The following is a 16,754-nucleotide window of genomic DNA, read 5'->3' as shown; positions in this document are numbered from 1 at the left end:
GATGGAAGATCTGCTGGGCGTATTGATGGTTCCCATGGTGGTCTTCATGGTGGTGGTGGCCCCCATCTGGCTGGTGCTGCACTATCGTGCCAAGGGGCGGATTGGCGCCGGTCTTGCCGATAGCGAGCGGGAACAGCTGCAAGGGCTGCTGGCTCGCACCGAGAAGATGCAGGAGCGAGTGGGCGCGCTGGAGTCGATTCTGGACGCGGAAGTACCCGGTTGGAGGAACAAGGTATGAGCAGTGTCAGTCGTGAAGGGCGTAACCTTTATCGCGATCCCCAGCGCGGCAAGATAGCCGGGATCTGTGCCGGTTTGGCAGAGTATTTCGGGGTGGAGACCTGGATCGTGCGGCTGCTCGCCATCAGTGGCCTTATCTTCGCCGGTTTCATCACCTTCACCGCCTATATCGCTGCCTGGTTCCTGCTCGACAAAAAGCCGGTCACCCTCTACTCGCAAGAGGATGCCGACTTTGCCGAGGTGCGGATGAAAGCGCGCAGCTGGCAGGCGGGGATCACCCCTCATCAGGCGCTGGGCCGCATCGCGCAGGAACTTGACGCGCTGGAGCCCAGAGTTCAGCGGATCGAGAAGCTGGTGACCTCAAGGGAGTTCACCCTGCAGCGGGAATTTCGCAAGCTGTAGTGCTTGCCAAATCACTCAATGTCGATGGTGGAATCTTCTGTGATGATCCACCATCGACGACAACTATCCAGACGTGGATAAGCGGTCGACCTCTCGCACGGCTGAGCACGCCGGATGCAACCACCAAGGGAGAACGGATCAAGCCTTGATACTCAATAAACTGGAACAGAAGTTGACTCGCCTGCAACACAAGGCGAACGACGTGGTGAACCGGGTGCGGGATCGCCATATTCGGCTGGCGGTGACCGGCCTCTCTCGCAGCGGAAAAACCGCCTTTATCACGGCGCTGGTTAACCAGCTGGAACACGCGGCCATCGATGGCCGTTTGCCGTTGTGGGATGCCCTGCGTCAAGGGCGCATCCTCGGCGCCCGCCGGGTGCCGCAGCTCAATGCCCACATCCCCACCTTTGCCTACGAGCGTGGCCTCGACTCCCTGTTTGGCGATCCACCTGCCTGGCCCGAACCCACCCGCGGGGTGGCCGAAGTGCGCCTCGAAATCCGTTATCGCACCCGTCATCCCCTGCGCAAGCATCTGGGGGAGATCTCCACCCTCTACGTGGATCTGGTGGACTACCCCGGGGAGTGGCTGCTCGACTTGCCGCTCCTTGAGATGAGCTACGAGCAGTGGAGCGAACAGGTGCGCGAGCAGCTTCGTCGCCCAGAGCTGCAGGCACTTGCCGCCAGCTGGCTGATACCCGGGTGGCAGGTCGATCAGCGCTTCGAAGAGCGGCCGGTGGCTGAGCTTGCCGAGCGCTACACCGCCTATCTGCATGCCTGCAAACAGGAGCTGGGATTGCACCTTATTCAACCCGGCCGCTTCGTGTTGCCGGGGGAGTATGCCGGTGCCCCCATGCTGCAATTTGTCCCCTGGGTGTGGGAGATGCCTGTCGGCGAGCCCGCCGATGGCACTCTTTACGCCACCCTCAGGCAGCGCTTCGAGCAGTACAAGCAGCATCTGGTGCAGGGTTTTTATGAGCAGCACTTTGCCGGCTTTGATCGCCAGATCGTGCTGGTGGATTGCCTGCAGCCGCTTAACGCCGGGGCGGCCAGCTTTGGCGACATGCAGCAGGCCATCGCCCGCATCATGGAGAGCTTTGCCTACGGCAAGAGCAACTGGTGGCGGCGACTCTTTTCGCCCCGTATCGACAAGCTGCTGTTTGTGGCGAGCAAGGCCGATCACGTCACCCCCGAACAACATGCGCCCATGGTCTCACTGCTGCAGCATCTGGTGCGCAGCGGTCGCGGTCAGGCTCGTTTTGAGGGGATCACCACCGAGTGTCTGGCGCTCGCCGCCATCAAGGCGACCGAGGTGGGCAAGGGGGTGGCCAATGGCCGCGAGTTCCCCGCCATCCGCGGTACCAGCCTGAGCGGTGAATCGCTGCTGCTGTTCCCGGGGGAGGTGCCTCCCCATATTCCGCCAGCGCAGTGGTGGAACAGCCAGGGCTTTGATTTTCAGGCGTTTCGCCCTATGCCCATGAGCCCCCATCAGGCGTTGCCCCATATCCGGCTCGATGCGGCGCTGGAGTTTCTGCTCGGGGATCACCTCGAATAACGGTGTGCGGTCTTGGCACCTGAGCCGAAGGCTGCGCACAGGAGAACAATGCGATGAACGATCAGTTAAAAGAGCGGCCACCGCTGCAGGGCAAGGTGATCCTTGAGCCTGCCTTGACGGTGCCCAGTGACGAGCGCCCGCCCGCACCGTCCCAGCGGCTGGAGGAGGCGAGCTTCGAGCGCCTCGACGAGCTGGACGAGTTCACCGAGGTGGAGAGCGCCCTCGTCATCAAACCGCGTCGCCGCCATCGGCTGCTGGCGTGGGGGCTGGGGGCGGTCGGTCTGCTCTCGTTGGGCCAGTATGGCGCCTTTCTTTACGATCAATTCCTCACCACCCCGCTCTGGGGCAGCGCCTGGCTGGCGGCCTCGGCGCTGGTGGCGGCGGGGACCGCCAGCGTGGTGGGGCGCGAGTGGCTGCGACTACGCACTCTCAAGCGGCGTCAGGATGTACGCTCGCGAGCAGAAGGTCTGCTGGCCCATCAGGGAGTCGGGCAGGGGCAGGCCTTTTGCGAAGGGTTGGCGGTCAAAAGTGGCGACAAGGGGCGCGAGGGGTATCAAACCTGGCTGGCCCAGCTCGATGAGAGCCACAGCGATCGGGAAGTGCTGACCCTCTACAGCCAGCTGGTGCTCGCCGAGCGCGACAAGCTGGCACAGGCGCGGGTGGCAAAATGGTCGGGGGAGGCCGCTGTGCTGGTGGCGCTGAGTCCGCTCGCTACCGTCGACATGATGCTGATGCTGTGGCGCAACCTGCGGATGATCGAGGATATCGCCGATGTCTACGCCATCGAACTTGGCTACTGGAGCCGCATACGTCTGATCCGTCAGGTGTTTCGCAACATGCTCTACGCCGGTGCTACCGAGCTGGTGACCGAGGTGGGGATGGACTTGCTGGGCGCCGAGTTTGCCGCCAAGCTCTCTGCCCGCGCGGCGCAAGGGGTGGGGGCCGGGCTGCTCACCGCTCGCCTTGGCCTGCGCACCATAGAGGCGTGCCGTCCGCTGCCCTGGTGTGCGGACGAGAAACCCAAACTCGGCGAGCTGCGCAAGCGGCTGATCGGCCAGCTGGCGGGGTACCTCAACAAATCCTGATAGCCCTGTCTGCACCTTGCTGCGATGATCCATGCCCCTGTCGTGCTCGCCAAGCCACAGGGGCATGGTTTTAATCGGCAGATCATTGAGTTGGCAGCAGTGCCTGGTTTTGGCGAGGCGCCCGTTTACGGTTAAGCTGGCAGTCAATCTTACCAATCACACTCATCGTACCAATCGGCAAGGATGCCCGATGAACTTTACCTTTCGCCAGATCCGTTATTTTGTGGCCGTGGCCGACAGCTTTTCAGTGAGCCGTGCCGCAGCCGAGCTTCATATCTCCCAGTCGGCGGTCACCAGCGCCATTCGCGAGCTGGAGACCGAGCTCGGCGCCCCGCTATTCGAGCGCAATCCGCGCGGCGTCACTCTCACCACTCAGGGCCACCAGTTTTTGCTCCACGCCCGCCGCATTCTCGGCGCCATGACCGAGGCGAGCCACTCCCTTAAAGCGGTGGCCCAGCAGGATCAGGGGCGACTCACCATCGGCGTGACCACCTTGGTGGCGGGTTACTACCTCTCAGAGGCGCTCGGCCGTTTTCGCCGTGCCTTTCCGGCGGTACAGATTGAGGTGAAGGAGGATGAACAGCCTTTTCTGGAGCACCAGATCGTCAACGGTGAGGTGGATGTGGGGATCCTGATGACCAACCGCACCATCCGGCAAGAGGCGTTTGATACCGAATTGCTGACCCGTTCGCCGCTGCGGCTCTGGCTGGCCGCCAACCACCCGCTCTGCGCCGAGTCGACCCTCTCGCTCACCGCGCTGGGGGAGGAGCCGATGATCTCGCTGACCGCCGATCAGCTCGATCAGATCATCGGTGGCGGCCTGCGCCGCTACGGCATCTCCCCCCGCATCGTGCTGCGCACCGCGTCGGTGGAGGCAGTGCGCAGTCTGGTCGCCAGCCAGCTCGGGGTCGCCCTGCTGCCCGATTTTGCCTATCGCCCCTGGTCGCTGGAGCAGGAGCGGGTCGAGGCGCGCCCCATCAAGGAGCCCATTCCCGCCATCGATATCGGGCTGGTGTGGCGCCGTGGTTCTCGGCTGGATTGGACGGCGCGGGAATTTATCGATATTGCGCGGGATCAGAGCCGGTTGCGGGCCCGTCAGGCGCTCCCTCGCTAGCCATCTTTTGCGGGGTAGCCACCAAAAATCAGATTCATCTGCACTCGATATCGATTTAGCTGATACCTGAGCCACCAAAAATTGAAATATTCATCGTATTGCCACTCCCCTAAGCTCATTTCTGGTTAACAGGATGTTAACGCCCATGGCGGCGTTCCCTCACCTGATGCAAGTCAACACAATGCAAGGAGTGCATGATGAAATTGACCCCTCTGATGCTGGCTCTTGTTCCGGCGCTGCTGGCAGGCCAGACCCAGGCTGCCCCGACCGAGCTCGGCAAGGGTGAAGGCCAGCTCAATATTGTGGCCTGGGCTGGCTACGTCGAACGTGGTGAGACCGACAAGAACTACGACTGGGTGACCGGATTCGAGAAAGAGACCGGCTGCAAGGTGAACGTCAAAACGGCGGCCACCTCGGACGAGATGGTAGCTTTGATGAACGAGGGGGGCTTCGATCTGGTGACCGCCTCCGGCGATGCCAGCTTGCGTCTGATTGCCGGTGGCAAGGTGCAGGCGCTCAATCTGGCGCTCATCCCGAGCTACAGCAAGATTGATCCCCGTCTGCAAAATGCCCCCTGGCACACTGTGGATGGCAAACACTACGGCGTGCCCTACCAGTGGGGCGGCAATATCCTGATGTACAACACCAAGGTGTTCCCCAAGGCACCAGACTCCTGGAACGTGGTGTTCGAGGAGCAGACCCTGGCGGATGGCAAGTCCAACAAGGGGCGGGTGCAGGCCTTTGATGGCCCGATCCACATCGCCGATGCCGCCCTCTATCTGATGACCCATCAGCCCGCACTGGGCATCAAAGATCCTTACGAGCTGAACGAGGAGCAGTACAAGGCCTCCCTCGATCTGCTGCGCAAGCAGCGCCAGCTGGTGGGACGCTACTGGCATGATGCTTTCGTTCAAATCGACGACTTCAAGAACGAAGGGGTGGTTGCCTCAGGCTCCTGGCCGTTCCAGGCCAACGCCCTGATCGCCGACAAGCAGCCCATCGCCACCACTGTGCCGAAAGAGGGAGTGACCGGTTGGGCCGATACCAGCATGGTGCACAGCGATGCCAAGAACCTCACCTGCGCTTACAAGTGGCTGGAGCACTCCCTGAGCAACAAGCTGCAGGGAGATCTCGCCGCCTGGTTTGGCTCGGTGCCTGTGGTACCTGCCGCCTGCGAGGGCAATGCCCTGCTGGGCCCGACCGGGTGCAAAACCAACGGTATCGACAACTTCGATCGGGTTCGCTTCTGGCGCACTCCGGTCTCCCAGTGCAAGAGCCAGGGAACTTGCGTGCCTTATTACCGCTGGGTTTCCGACTATATCGCCATTCTGGGCGGCCGCTAAGGCGGGGTGAGCAAGGTGGTCGGAACCGCTGCCACCTTGCCAACGGCAGGGGCGCTGCGCCTCCTCTGCACGACTGCCGAGAGCGGATAATCAAGCGGGCCGGACAGGAGTCCGGCCCATCCCAGCACAGACAAGGACGCCCCATGAACGCCGTACAATTTGACCGGATCAGTCGCCACTATGGCGATGTGAAGGCGGTCGACGACATCTCTTTCCAGATCCCCTCCGGGGAATTCTTTACCCTGCTGGGGCCGAGCGGTTCCGGCAAGACTACTTGCCTGCGGATGATCGCGGGCTTCGAGTACCCGAGCGACGGGGAGATCCGCCTGTTTGGCGAACCCTGCTCCACCGTGCCCCCCTACGATCGCAACCTCAATACCGTGTTTCAGGACTATGCCCTGTTTCCCAACATGGATGTGCGCGACAACATCGGCTATGGCCTGATGCTCAAGGGGGTCGCCAAGGCACAGCGTTACCGCAAGGTGGACGAGATGCTGGAGCTGGTGCGACTGCCCGGGGTCGGCAAGCGCCGCCCGAGCCAGCTCTCCGGCGGCCAGCGCCAGCGCATCGCCATCGCCCGAGCCCTCATCAACCAGCCACGCATCCTGCTGCTGGATGAGCCGCTGGGGGCCCTCGATCTTAAACTGCGCGAGCAGATGCAGCTTGAGCTCAAGGCGTTGCAACGCCAGCTGGGCATCACCTTTATCTTCGTCACCCACGATCAGCAGGAGGCGCTCTCCATGAGCGACCGGATCTGCATCTTCAGCCAGGGCAAGATCGAGCAGATCGCTGCGCCCGATACTATCTACGACGCTCCGGCGACGCCGTTTGTGGCCCGCTTCGTCGGTACCGTCAATCTGTTCGAAGGGGAGCAGGCCAGACGGCTGTGCGGTGACGGCAGCCAAATGATGGTGCGCCCGGAGCGGATCCGGCTCGGTGAGGCGGGCGCGCCGGGCTGGTCGGGAGAGATCCGCGAGGTGGAGTATCTGGGTCCCTTCGTCCGTTATCGGGTTGATCTCGGGGAGCAGCTCGAGATCATCGTCAACCACCCCAATGAGGGGCAGGCCCGTCTGGCCCGTGGCAGCAGGGTCAGTCTCAGCTGGCCGGAGCAGGCCATCCATCGCCTGAGTGGCGCCCATCAGGGGGCGCAGCCATGAGTGCCCCTCACAGTGCGAGTCTTGCCATGAACCATCAGCCCGAACCTGCCCGTTTCAGGCCGCTGCGGCGCCTCTCGACCCTGCTCTATGGTCGGCCCGGCCTGCTGCTGGCGATCCTGCTGGGGCCGCCGCTGCTGTGGCTCGGCATCATCTATGTCGGCTCCTTGCTGATGCTGCTCTCCAACTCCCTGTTCGGGCTGGACGAGTTCAGCGGTCAGGTGCGCCACGAGCTGGGGCTGCAAAACTTCGTCGCCCTGCTACGGCCGGAGAATCTGGATGTGATCGGCCGCACCGTCGGCATGTCGCTGCTGGTGACCCTGGCCTGCGCCCTGCTCGGTTTTCCGGTTGCCTACTACATGGCGCGCTACACCAGTGGCAAGACCCGGGCGCTGTTCTATGTGGGGATCATGCTGCCGCTCTGGTCCAGCTATCTGGTGCGGGTCTACGCCTGGAAGCTGATCTTGGCCAAGGAGGGAGTGGTGAGCTGGCTGGCCGACAGCATGGGGCTGGAGTGGCTGCTCGATGCCATCCTCTCCCTGCCGGTGATAGGTGGCCCGTCGCTCTCCTTCTCGCGGCTCGGCACCTTTATCGTGTTCGTCTATGTCTGGCTGCCCTTCATGATCCTGCCCATTCAGGCGGCGGTGGAGCGTATTCCGCGATCCCTGCTGGAGGCGAGCAGCGATCTGGGGGCGACACCCGCCCAGACCTTTCGCAACCTGATCCTGCCGTTGGCGTTGCCCGGTGTGGTGGCGGGCTCCATCTTCACCTTCTCGCTGACCCTCGGTGATTACATCATCCCCGGCATCATCGGCAACTCGACCATGTATATCGGTCAGGTGGTCTACATGCAGCAGGGAACGGCGGGCAACCTGCCCTTTGCCGCCGCCTTCTCGCTGGTGCCGATCCTTATCATCGCCATCTATCTGGCGATTGCGAAAAGACTGGGGGCTTTTGATGCGCTTTGAATCAATCGCTTTGAACCGGCAGCAAGGAGGCCTTCATGTCAGCTAGCTCAGTGAGCAGTCAGGGAGAGCGCCCTTCGGGTCTGCTCAAGTACGCCGCCATCGGTGGCCTTCTGTTCCTGCACTTTCCCATTCTGTTTATCTTCCTCTACGCCTTCACCAGCGAGAGCAAGAGTTACCAGTTTCCGCCCCCCGGGCTCACCCTCAAGTGGTTCGAGGTGACCCTCAATCGTCCCGATGTGTGGCGTGCCATCCAGCTGTCACTGGAGGTAGCGGGGCTGGCGACGCTGGCGGCCATGATCCTCGGCACCTTGGCGGCAGGGGCCATTGCCCGCAGCCGCTTCTTCGGTCAGGAGGTGGTGTCGCTCTTGCTGGTGCTGCCCATCGCGCTGCCCGGTATCGTCACCGGTATCGCGCTACGCTCGGCTTACGGCCTGATGGAGATCCCGTTCAGCTTCTGGACCATCGTGATCGGCCACGCCACCTTCTGTGTGGTGGTGGTCTACAACAATGCGCTGGCCCGTTTTCGCCGCACCAACCAGAGCCTCATCGAGGCGTCGATGGATCTCGGGGCCGACGGCTTCCAGACCCTGCGCTACGTGATCCTGCCCAATCTGGCCACGGCGCTGCTGGCGGGGGGCATGCTGGCCTTTGCCCTGAGTTTTGACGAAGTGATCGTTACTACCTTCACGGCGGGCCAGCAGACCACGCTGCCCATCTGGATGTATCAGGAGCTGATCCGTCCCCGAGACAGGCCGGTCACCAACGTGGTGGCCCTCATCATAGTGGCCTTCACCACTATCCCCATTTTGCTTGCCTACTACCTCACTCGCGACACCCATGATGTCGCTGGCAGTGGCAAATGATGATTCAACGCGTGCGCAAGGATGCAACCATGAAACTCTCAACTCAACTCTTGATTGATGGCCAGTTTGTGACCGGCGAGGGGCAGGCCGAACCTATTCTCAACCCGGCTAACGGCGAACAGATCGCCGCCGTGCCCGAAGCCTCGTTCGAACAGGTGAACCGGGCGGTGAACGGTGCCCAGCGCGCCTTCGCCCAGTGGAGCCGTACCACCCCGGCAAGCCGCAGCAACCTGCTGCTGCGTCTGGCGGATCTCGTCGAGCGCCACGCCGAGGAGTTTGCGGCGCTCGAATCCCTCAACTGCGGCAAACCCTATCTGGCTGTGCTCAACGACGAGCTGCCCGCGGTGGTGGACTGCTTCCGCTTCTTTGCCGGGGCGGCCCGCTGCCTGCAAGGGCCGTTGGCGGGGGAGTATCTCGAGGGGCACACCAGTATGATCCGGCGCGACCCCATAGGTGTTGTGGGCAGTATCGCCCCCTGGAACTACCCGCTGATGATGGCGGCCTGGAAGATGGCGCCGGTGCTGGCGGCGGGCAATACGGTGGTGCTCAAACCCTCCGAACAGACCCCGCTCACCGCGCTGCGTTTGGCGGAGCTGGCCAGCGAGATCTTCCCCCGCGGCGTTATCAACGTCATCTGCGGGCGGGGCGAGAGTGTAGGGGCGCCGCTGGTGGAGCACCCGCTGGTGCGGATGGTGTCGCTCACCGGCGATATCGCCACCGGCCAGAAGATCCTGCAGAGCGCCGCCCGCACCATGAAGCGCACCCACCTTGAGCTGGGGGGCAAGGCGCCGGTGATCATCTTCGACGATGCGGATCTGGAGGCGGTGGTGGCGGGCATTCGCACCTTCGGTTTCTATAACGCCGGCCAGGACTGCACCGCCGCCTGCCGTATCTATGCCCAGGGCAAGATCTACGACAAGTTTGTCGCCGCCATGACCGAGGCGGTGGCCTCCATCAAGGTGGGTAGCCAGTACGAGGAGGGGGTCGAGATGGGGCCGCTTATTTCGGACAGACAGCGCAACCGGGTCGCCAGCTTTGTCGAGCGGGCCCAGAGCAGCGGTCATGTGGAGGTGACGGCGGGGGGCAAGATCCGTCCCGGCAACGGCTTCTTCTTCGAGCCGACCCTGATTGTCGGGGCCCGGCAGGAGGATGAGATCGTGCGCCGCGAGGTGTTTGGCCCCGTGGTGTCGGTGACCCGTTTTAACGATGCCGAGCAGGTGGTGCAGTGGGCCAACGACTCGGACTATGGCCTCGCCTCGTCGGTCTGGACCAAGGATCTGAGCCTCGCCAGCAAGGTGGCCAGCCACCTGCAATATGGTTGCACCTGGATCAATACCCACTTCATGCTCACCTCCGAGATGCCCCACGGCGGCATGAAGATGTCGGGCTACGGCAAGGATCTCTCCCTCTATGCGCTGGAGGATTACACGGTGCCGCGCCATATCATGGTCAAGCTGTAGTGGGGATTGGTTAGCGGGTTGTCACAATTTATTTACAACTGTTTCAGGCTGCCGACTCATGGGTCGGCTGCTTTTTTTGTTGCCATTTCGTTACAGTGAAGCCGTGATGAAACGGCAAGGCGCCTGATGTGGCGCCAGAGGATGGAACCGCTATGGCAACCTTCTACACCGCCCACCAGCCGGATGCTGACGGGGTGATCCACTACAGCAACGAGGAGCATGGCACCTGGCAGATCCTGATCGAACGCCAGTTCGCCGCCCTCGATGGCAAGGGGTGTAACGAATATCTGGCCGGTCTCGACAGACTGGGGCTGCCCCGTGATCGCATCCCCCAGCTGGCCGAGATCAACGCCGTCTTGCAGCCTGCGACCGGCTGGTCGGTGGCGGCGGTGCCCGCGCTTATCTCGTTCGATCGCTTCTTCGCCCTGCTGGCCAATCGCCAGTTTCCGGTGGCCACCTTTATCCGGCGCCGGGACGAGCTCGACTACCTGCAAGAGCCGGATATCTTTCACGAGATCTTCGGCCACTGCGCCATGCTGACCAATCCGGCCTTTGCCCACTTCACCCACCTCTACGGTCAGTTGGGGCAGCAGGCGAGCAAGGAGCAGCGGGTTTTTCTGGCGCGGCTCTACTGGTTCACCGTGGAGTTTGGCCTCTTGGCGACACCTGGCGGGCTGCGTATCTACGGTGGCGGCATTCTCTCCTCCATCGGCGAGACAGCTTATGCCCTTTCCGGCAAGCCGCTGCTGCAACCCTTCGATCTACTGACTATGCTGCGCACCCCGTATCGCATCGACATCATGCAGCCCACCTATTTTGTGCTGCCGAGTCTCGATCATCTCTACCAGCTGACCGGGGAGGAGATCATGGCTGCTCTGGCCGAGGCCAGTCGGCTTGGCCTCTATCCGCCACGTTTTGAGGTTGCCGCTGGCAAACAGGCGAGCTGACCAAAAGCAAACAACCCTATTTCATTTTCATTAATTTTTCATTAATTCAAGCAGGAGTAACCCATGTCCGAACTGGCCAGCCAACAGTGTGAAGCGTGTCGCGCCGATGCCCCCAAGGTGAGCGATGAGGAGCTGCGCGAGCTGATGCAGCTTATTCCCGACTGGCAGCCGCTGGTGGAGGAGGGGGCGCTGCAACTGCGACGGGAATTTACGTTTCGCAACTTCAAGGAGGCGCTGGCCTTTACCAACCGCCTGGGCGAGCTGGCGGAGGCGGAGTTCCACCATCCGGCCATTCTGACCGAGTGGGGTAAGGTGACCGTCAGCTGGTGGACCCACAAGATCGGCGGCTTGCACCGCAACGACTTCATCATGGCTGCACGCACGGATGAGCTGCTGAAGTGAACGCCACCACTCATCCAGTGAGCGATATGGTGATCGTCAGCTGGTGGATGCATAAGATCGGCGGTTTGCATCGCAACGACTTCATCATGGCGGCGCGTACCGATCAGTTGCTCCGGTAATGGCGCCCCACACCAGCGTCATCGGTTGACCCGGGCCTGCCTGCGAAAGCGGGGCGGGCCCGCATTTTTATGGGCTGGCGCTCGCACTGGGGGGATCGAGACTGTATTATCCGCTCATTCATAGAGTTAGCTAGGAAGTGTGTCCCGAATGCGTCTTGAAGTCAGCTGTGAAGACCGCCTGGGCCTGACCCGGGAACTGCTCGACCGCCTGGTGGAGCACAATATCGATCTGCGCGGCATCGAAATCGATACCTCAGGCATCATCTATCTCAACTTTCCCGAGCTGGAGTTCAGTGATTTTCAGCACCTGATGCCGGAGATCCGCCGCATTCCCGGCGTCTACGACGTCAAGACCATCCCTTACATGCCTTCCGAGCGAGAGCACCACGAAATCGAGGCGCTGCTCAAGGCGCTGCCGGACCTGGTCTTCTCCCTCGACAGCAAGGGCAAGGTGACCCAGGCCAACCAGTCGGCCCTCACCACCCTCGGCTTGCCGGTGGAGGAGGTGCGCGGCGTGGCGCTCGGTTCGCTGGTTAAGGGTTTCTCCTTCACCCGCTGGCTGGAGGCGAGCGAGATCAAGCCGCAGACCTGCAAGCTCAGTTTCAATGGCGAAGAGTATCTGGCAGATCTGATGCCGCTGTTCGTGGCAGAAGCCCGCGGCAAGCAGGCGCTGGCCGGTGCCGTGGTGGTGCTCAAATCTGCCCGGCGGGTCGGCCTGCACTTCAGCGCGCTTCATGCGGTGGAAGTGGGGGGCTTCGAGCATCTGCAGGCCGAGAGCCCCAAGATGAAAGAGGTACTGTCGCAAGCGCGAAAACTGGCGATGCAGGACGCGCCGCTGCTGATTGTCGGTGAGACCGGTACCGGCAAGGAGCTGCTGGCCCGTGCTTGTCACGGTGCCAGCCTGCGCTCCAGCCACCCCTTTATGGCCCTCAACTGCGCCGCCATGCCCGATAACGTGGCCGAGAGCGAGCTGTTTGGTTATGCCCCCGGCGCCTTTGGCAACAACACCGAGGGCAAGCGCGGCGTGCTGGAGCTGGCGAGCGGCGGCACCCTGATGCTGGACGAGATCGGCGACATGTCTCCCCATCTGCAGACCAAGTTCCTGCGGGTGTTGCAGGATGGGGTGTTCCGCCGGGTCGGTGACGAGCAGGAGGTGAAGGTCAACGTGCGTTTCATCTGCACCACCCAGAAGCAGTTGCTGGATCTGGTGCACGAAGGAACCTTCCGCGAGGATCTCTACTATCGCCTCAACGTGCTCAGTCTGGCGCTGCCCCCCTTGCGCGAGCGCAAGGCTGACATCATGGTGCTGGCCCAGCAGTTTGTCTCCCGCTTTGCCAGCGAGTTGCAGCGACCCCGTCCGCGCTTTACCCGCAACATGGCCGACTACCTGACCGCCTATCGCTGGCCGGGCAACGTGCGTCAGCTGCGCAACTGTCTCTACCGTGCCATGACCCTGCTGGAAGGGGATGAGCTGGGGCCCGAGCAGATCGACCTGCCGGTGGCGGCCGATACCATGCCGCTGATCGACGAGTGGTTTGAGGGGAATCTCGACGATGCGGTGAAGCGCTTCGAGAGCCAGCTGCTGGCCCGGCTCTATCCCGCCTTCCCGTCGACGCGCCAGCTGGCCAAACGCCTGGGCGTGTCGCATACCGCCATCGCCAACAAGCTGCGAGAATACGGCATCAGCAAGAAGTGATTTCCGTCTTGTTGCCTGTCACCAGAGAGCCCGTTACCAGACGGGCTCTCCGTTTTCTTTACACGAACTCGGTAGATGATGGCGGGGTGAGACTTGTCAGGCCAGTGTCAGCCAACTTACTATCTGGGTTCATCTACCCGAACCGCAATGCCATAGCTGCGGTATTGTCAAGGCGACCACCTCCCGATCATGCTGTTACTCTTTTCCCCCCGTTTAACTGCCCGTCTGGCGCTCCTGTTGGTTGCGTTTGGCCTGCTGTTGCCCCGCGCGCTGGCGGAAACGGCCGCAGAGAGCCGGGCGACGGCGGTCAGGGAGCTGGTGCTCGATATCATGAGTTACACCCGCTGGCCCACCGAGCCTGCGGTGCTGCGCATGTGCGTGGCGGCACCGACCGAATATGCCGGTGCCCTCTTTACCATCGATCGTCAGGCTAATGGCCGTGCCGTGCAAGTCCATCGTTACGAGGCGAGCGATCCGGCCATCAGCGATCACTGCGATGTGCTCTATCTGGGAGTGCTCGACGAGCCGACCCGGATTGCGCTGTTTGCCCGCCTGCAGGGGCACCCTGTGCTCAGCATCAGCGAATACAACCACGACTGTTCCACCAGCTCGGTATTCTGCCTGCAGACCTCGCCGGACAGCGTGCGGGTGCGGTTTAAAGTGAACCTCGATGCCCTGGCCCTGAGCGGCGTGCGGGTGCATCCCGCCGTGCTCAAGCTGGCCCATGCCGACAAGGGGGTCCCATGAGACGACAGGTGAGCGCGGCTCCCCGCCGTCTGACCCTGCGTCAGAGCCTGGGGCGAACCCATCTGGTGGCCGCCATCACAGCCGTCAGCGTGGCGGGACTCTTTTTTACACTGGTTGCTTTGCTGGTAGTACGCTTCTACGCCGATCACAATCTGGAGCTGGTGGCCCGCGCCATCAGCTACAGCGCCGAGGCTGCGGTGGTGTTCCACGATGAGGAGGCTGCGAGCGAGGCACTTAGCGGCATCGTTGCCAAGGAAGAGGTGGCCGAAGCCAGTATCTTGCTGGCCAATGGTCAACAGCTCGCTAAATGGGTTCGTCCCGTCAGCAATCCGCTGGCCACAGTCGAAGATTATCTTGCCCGCCTGCTGTTACCGGGACCGGTCACCTATCCCATGCTGCGGGGCGGTGAGCAGATTGCCACCATAGAGCTGCGCGGTCATGGCGAGTATCTGTTGCTGTTCTTGCTCTCGGTGCTGCTGGTGATGGTGGTTTGCCTGGTGTTGAGTGTGATGGGCGCCTTCTATGTCGCCGGGCGGATGCAGGTCGCGATCACCTCGCCACTGCGACAACTGGCACAGGTCGCCCACTCGGTGCGTCGACAGCGCACCCTGGGAATGCGGGCGCCACCGGCCGATATCGTCGAGCTCAATGAGCTGGGAGAGGATTTCAACGCCCTGCTGGATGAGCTGCAAGCCTGGCAGGCTCATCAGGCGCGGGAGAACGCCAGTCTGCTCCACCAGGCGACCCATGATGCGTTGACCGGGTTGCCCAACCGGGCGTTATTCGAAGCTCGCCTCGAGCATGCCATTGGCGAGGTAAGCGAGGGGGGGGCCCCGTTCGCCCTGCTTTATCTCGATTGCGATCGTTTCAAACAGATTAACGACACCCTGGGGCACAACGCCGGTGACGATGTGCTGGTGACCCTCTCCCGGCGGGTACAGCATCAGCTGCGCCCCGGAGATCTGGTCTGCCGGCTGGGGGGAGATGAGTTCGCCATACTGCTGACACCTGTGCATCTGGGGCAGGATGTGGAAGAGGTGATCGACCGCATTCAGCAGGCGATGAGTGATCCTGTGGTATTGCGGGATGGACAGCAACTGGTGGCAGGGATCAGCATCGGTTTTGCCATCCATCAACCCGGGACCCGCGCCAGCGAGCTGTGCGAGCTGGCAGACAAAGCCATGTATTTGGCAAAACGTACACGCCGTGAGGAGGTTGAGGCCGCCAAATCGGCGTGAGTCAAGGTGTAAAGGAGTCATAACAATGAAACTATCCCTCTCCATCAAGGCTGTTGTGCTGGGCCTGTTGTTCTCTCTGCTGGCGGGTTGTCAGAGCACCCCCAGGGGGTTGACCCCGGAACAGCTGGCAGTATTGAAGGAGCAAGGTTTCTATCTGACCGATGAGGGCTGGACACTGGATCTGGCCAACCGGGTGCTGTTTGCCAACAATGTGGGTGAACTCAATCCGCAGACCCGGCTGATAGTGGAAAAACTGGGCAAGGCCCTGCTTGGGGTCGGGCTCGACAAGGCGAGGGTTGACGGCCATACCGACAATACGGGCGAGAGCAGCTACAACCAGCAGCTCTCTCTGAAACGAGCCCAATCGGTGGCAGATGTGCTGATCTCGGTGGGGATGATGCCCGCCAATCTTGAGATCCGTGGCCGCGGTGAGACGGCCCCGGTTGCGGACAACAAGAGCACAGCCGGACGAGCAGAAAACCGCCGGGTGGCCATTGTGATTGCCAACCAGTGATCTCTATCCGGCAGCATGCCGTGTGCATAACAAAAGAGCGCCCCGAGAGGCGCTCTTTTTGATCCGGCGACACTACTTCCCTGTGTCGACCTCGCTGTGCTTGCGCAAGCGGATGTTGATCATCTCCACCACCAGCGAGAAGGCCATGGCGAAGTAGATGTAGCCTTTCGGTATGTGCAGATCCATCCCCTCCGCCATCAGGGCAAACCCCACCAGGGTGAGGAAGGAGAGGGCCAGCATCTTGATGGTGGGGTGGTCATCGACGAAATCGCCAATAGACTTGGCGGCAAACATCATGATGAAGACGGCAATCATGATGGCCAGCACCATCACCGGCACGTGATCGGCCATGCCGACCGCGGTGATCACCGAGTCCAGGCTGAACACTATGTCCAGAATGGCGATCTGGATCAGGGTGCTGATAAAGCCCGAGGCCGCTTTGCTGACGCTCTGTGGCTCGGCGGCGCCTTCCAGAGTGGCGTGGATCTCGTGGGTACTCTTGCCGATAAGGAACAGACCACCCAGCAGCAGGATGAGATCGCGGCCCGAGATAGCCTCGTTCAGCACGGTGAAGAGCGGTTCGGTGAGACGCATCACCCAGGCGAGCGAGAGCAGCAACAGGATCCGGGTGCCCATGGCGAGCCCCAGACCCAGAATGCGCGCTTTTTGGCGCTGAGCCTCCGGCAGGCGACCTACCAGGATGGAGATAAAGATGATGTTGTCGATGCCCAGCACGATTTCGAGCAGGGTAAGGGTAGCGAGAGCGACCCAGGCGGAGGGATCAAGAACCCATTCCAGCATGATTGAACCTTGATTGAACATTGGTTGGAAAATTGAAGATGCGAATTCTAGCAGGGGTGCCACTGCTTGTCCCAGAGGGGCGAAAAGATAAAAATGGGGGCCATCGCAAGGG

The 16,754-nt window shown here is 61.9% G+C and carries 18 protein-coding genes; 17 read left to right on the top strand and 1 reads right to left on the bottom strand.

The window, feature by feature from the left end:
• The first annotated feature begins 1 nt into the window (after nt 1).
• From pspB to G5193_RS19645, 17 genes are all read left to right on the top strand, one after another.
• Complete coding sequence (pspB, locus tag G5193_RS19725; protein ID WP_005333672.1) at nt 2-238, top strand: envelope stress response membrane protein PspB; 237 nt, start codon at nt 2-4, stop codon at nt 236-238.
• The gene (gene pspC, locus G5193_RS19720; RefSeq protein ID WP_005333670.1) at nt 235-639 is read left to right on the top strand and encodes an envelope stress response membrane protein PspC; all 405 of its coding nucleotides are present in this window, start codon (nt 235-237) and stop codon (nt 637-639) included. Before pspB ends, pspC begins: the two co-directional genes overlap by 4 nt.
• A 145-nt stretch (nt 640-784) precedes the next feature.
• A complete protein-coding gene (locus G5193_RS19715; RefSeq protein ID WP_040069343.1) occupies nt 785-2,191 on the top strand; it encodes a YcjX family protein in 1,407 nt (468 codons plus the stop codon).
• A 53-nt stretch (nt 2,192-2,244) separates the two neighbouring features.
• On the top strand, nt 2,245-3,276 hold the full coding sequence (locus tag G5193_RS19710; protein ID WP_421207025.1) for a YcjF family protein: 1,032 nt from the start codon (nt 2,245-2,247) through the stop codon (nt 3,274-3,276).
• A gap of 190 nt (nt 3,277-3,466) precedes the next feature.
• Nucleotides 3,467-4,390 (top strand): LysR family transcriptional regulator, encoded by a 924-nt coding sequence (locus G5193_RS19705; RefSeq protein WP_005346246.1) that lies wholly within the window; start codon nt 3,467-3,469, stop codon nt 4,388-4,390.
• A gap of 197 nt (nt 4,391-4,587) precedes the next feature.
• Nucleotides 4,588-5,733 (top strand): ABC transporter substrate-binding protein, encoded by a 1,146-nt coding sequence (locus G5193_RS19700; protein WP_158113403.1) that lies wholly within the window; start codon nt 4,588-4,590, stop codon nt 5,731-5,733.
• Between the two features lie 143 nt (nt 5,734-5,876).
• Complete coding sequence (locus tag G5193_RS19695; RefSeq protein WP_421207023.1) at nt 5,877-6,890, top strand: ABC transporter ATP-binding protein; 1,014 nt, start codon at nt 5,877-5,879, stop codon at nt 6,888-6,890.
• Nucleotides 6,887-7,855 carry an ABC transporter permease gene (locus tag G5193_RS19690; RefSeq protein ID WP_005346227.1) on the top strand — a complete coding sequence of 323 codons (969 nt, stop codon included), beginning with the start codon at nt 6,887-6,889 and terminating at the stop codon, nt 7,853-7,855. The genes G5193_RS19695 and G5193_RS19690 overlap by 4 nt, the downstream gene beginning before the upstream one ends.
• Before the next feature lie 35 nt (nt 7,856-7,890).
• Nucleotides 7,891-8,718 (top strand): ABC transporter permease, encoded by an 828-nt coding sequence (locus G5193_RS19685; RefSeq protein WP_227342658.1) that lies wholly within the window; start codon nt 7,891-7,893, stop codon nt 8,716-8,718.
• A gap of 29 nt (nt 8,719-8,747) precedes the next feature.
• Nucleotides 8,748-10,178 (top strand): gamma-aminobutyraldehyde dehydrogenase, encoded by a 1,431-nt coding sequence (locus G5193_RS19680; RefSeq protein WP_005361166.1) that lies wholly within the window; start codon nt 8,748-8,750, stop codon nt 10,176-10,178.
• 152 nt (nt 10,179-10,330) lie between these two features.
• The gene (phhA, locus tag G5193_RS19675; protein ID WP_421207020.1) at nt 10,331-11,125 is read left to right on the top strand and encodes a phenylalanine 4-monooxygenase; all 795 of its coding nucleotides are present in this window, start codon (nt 10,331-10,333) and stop codon (nt 11,123-11,125) included.
• 63 nt (nt 11,126-11,188) lie between these two features.
• Nucleotides 11,189-11,527, top strand: coding sequence for a 4a-hydroxytetrahydrobiopterin dehydratase (locus G5193_RS19670; protein WP_019444917.1), 339 nt, complete (start codon nt 11,189-11,191; stop codon nt 11,525-11,527).
• Entirely contained in the window at nt 11,524-11,646 is a 123-nt protein-coding gene (locus tag G5193_RS19665) for a 4a-hydroxytetrahydrobiopterin dehydratase (protein WP_370688904.1), read from the top strand. Before G5193_RS19670 ends, G5193_RS19665 begins: the two co-directional genes overlap by 4 nt.
• A gap of 148 nt (nt 11,647-11,794) precedes the next feature.
• Nucleotides 11,795-13,342, top strand: coding sequence for a transcriptional regulator TyrR (gene tyrR / locus G5193_RS19660; RefSeq protein ID WP_005333656.1), 1,548 nt, complete (start codon nt 11,795-11,797; stop codon nt 13,340-13,342).
• A gap of 189 nt (nt 13,343-13,531) precedes the next feature.
• Complete coding sequence (locus tag G5193_RS19655) at nt 13,532-14,089, top strand: YfiR family protein (RefSeq protein ID WP_421207018.1); 558 nt, start codon at nt 13,532-13,534, stop codon at nt 14,087-14,089.
• Nucleotides 14,086-15,327, top strand: a complete 1,242-nt coding sequence (locus G5193_RS19650) for a diguanylate cyclase domain-containing protein (RefSeq protein WP_421207016.1) — start codon at nt 14,086-14,088, stop codon at nt 15,325-15,327. Before G5193_RS19655 ends, G5193_RS19650 begins: the two co-directional genes overlap by 4 nt.
• 25 nt (nt 15,328-15,352) lie before the next feature.
• Entirely contained in the window at nt 15,353-15,841 is a 489-nt protein-coding gene (locus G5193_RS19645) for an OmpA family protein (RefSeq protein WP_421207014.1), read from the top strand.
• 72 nt (nt 15,842-15,913) lie between these two features.
• Here the strand turns inward: G5193_RS19645 and G5193_RS19640 are convergent, their stop codons facing one another.
• The gene (locus tag G5193_RS19640) at nt 15,914-16,642 is read right to left on the bottom strand and encodes a TerC family protein (RefSeq protein WP_421207012.1); all 729 of its coding nucleotides are present in this window, start codon (nt 16,640-16,642) and stop codon (nt 15,914-15,916) included.
• Between the last annotated feature and the right edge of the window lie 112 nt (nt 16,643-16,754).

Source organism: Aeromonas sp. 601027 (genome assembly GCF_049174455.1).
Taxonomy (GTDB): Bacteria; Pseudomonadota; Gammaproteobacteria; order Enterobacterales; family Aeromonadaceae; genus Aeromonas; species Aeromonas veronii_A.
Note: the sequence above shows the minus strand (reverse complement) of the source record. Positions and strands in the feature narration are given on the sequence as shown.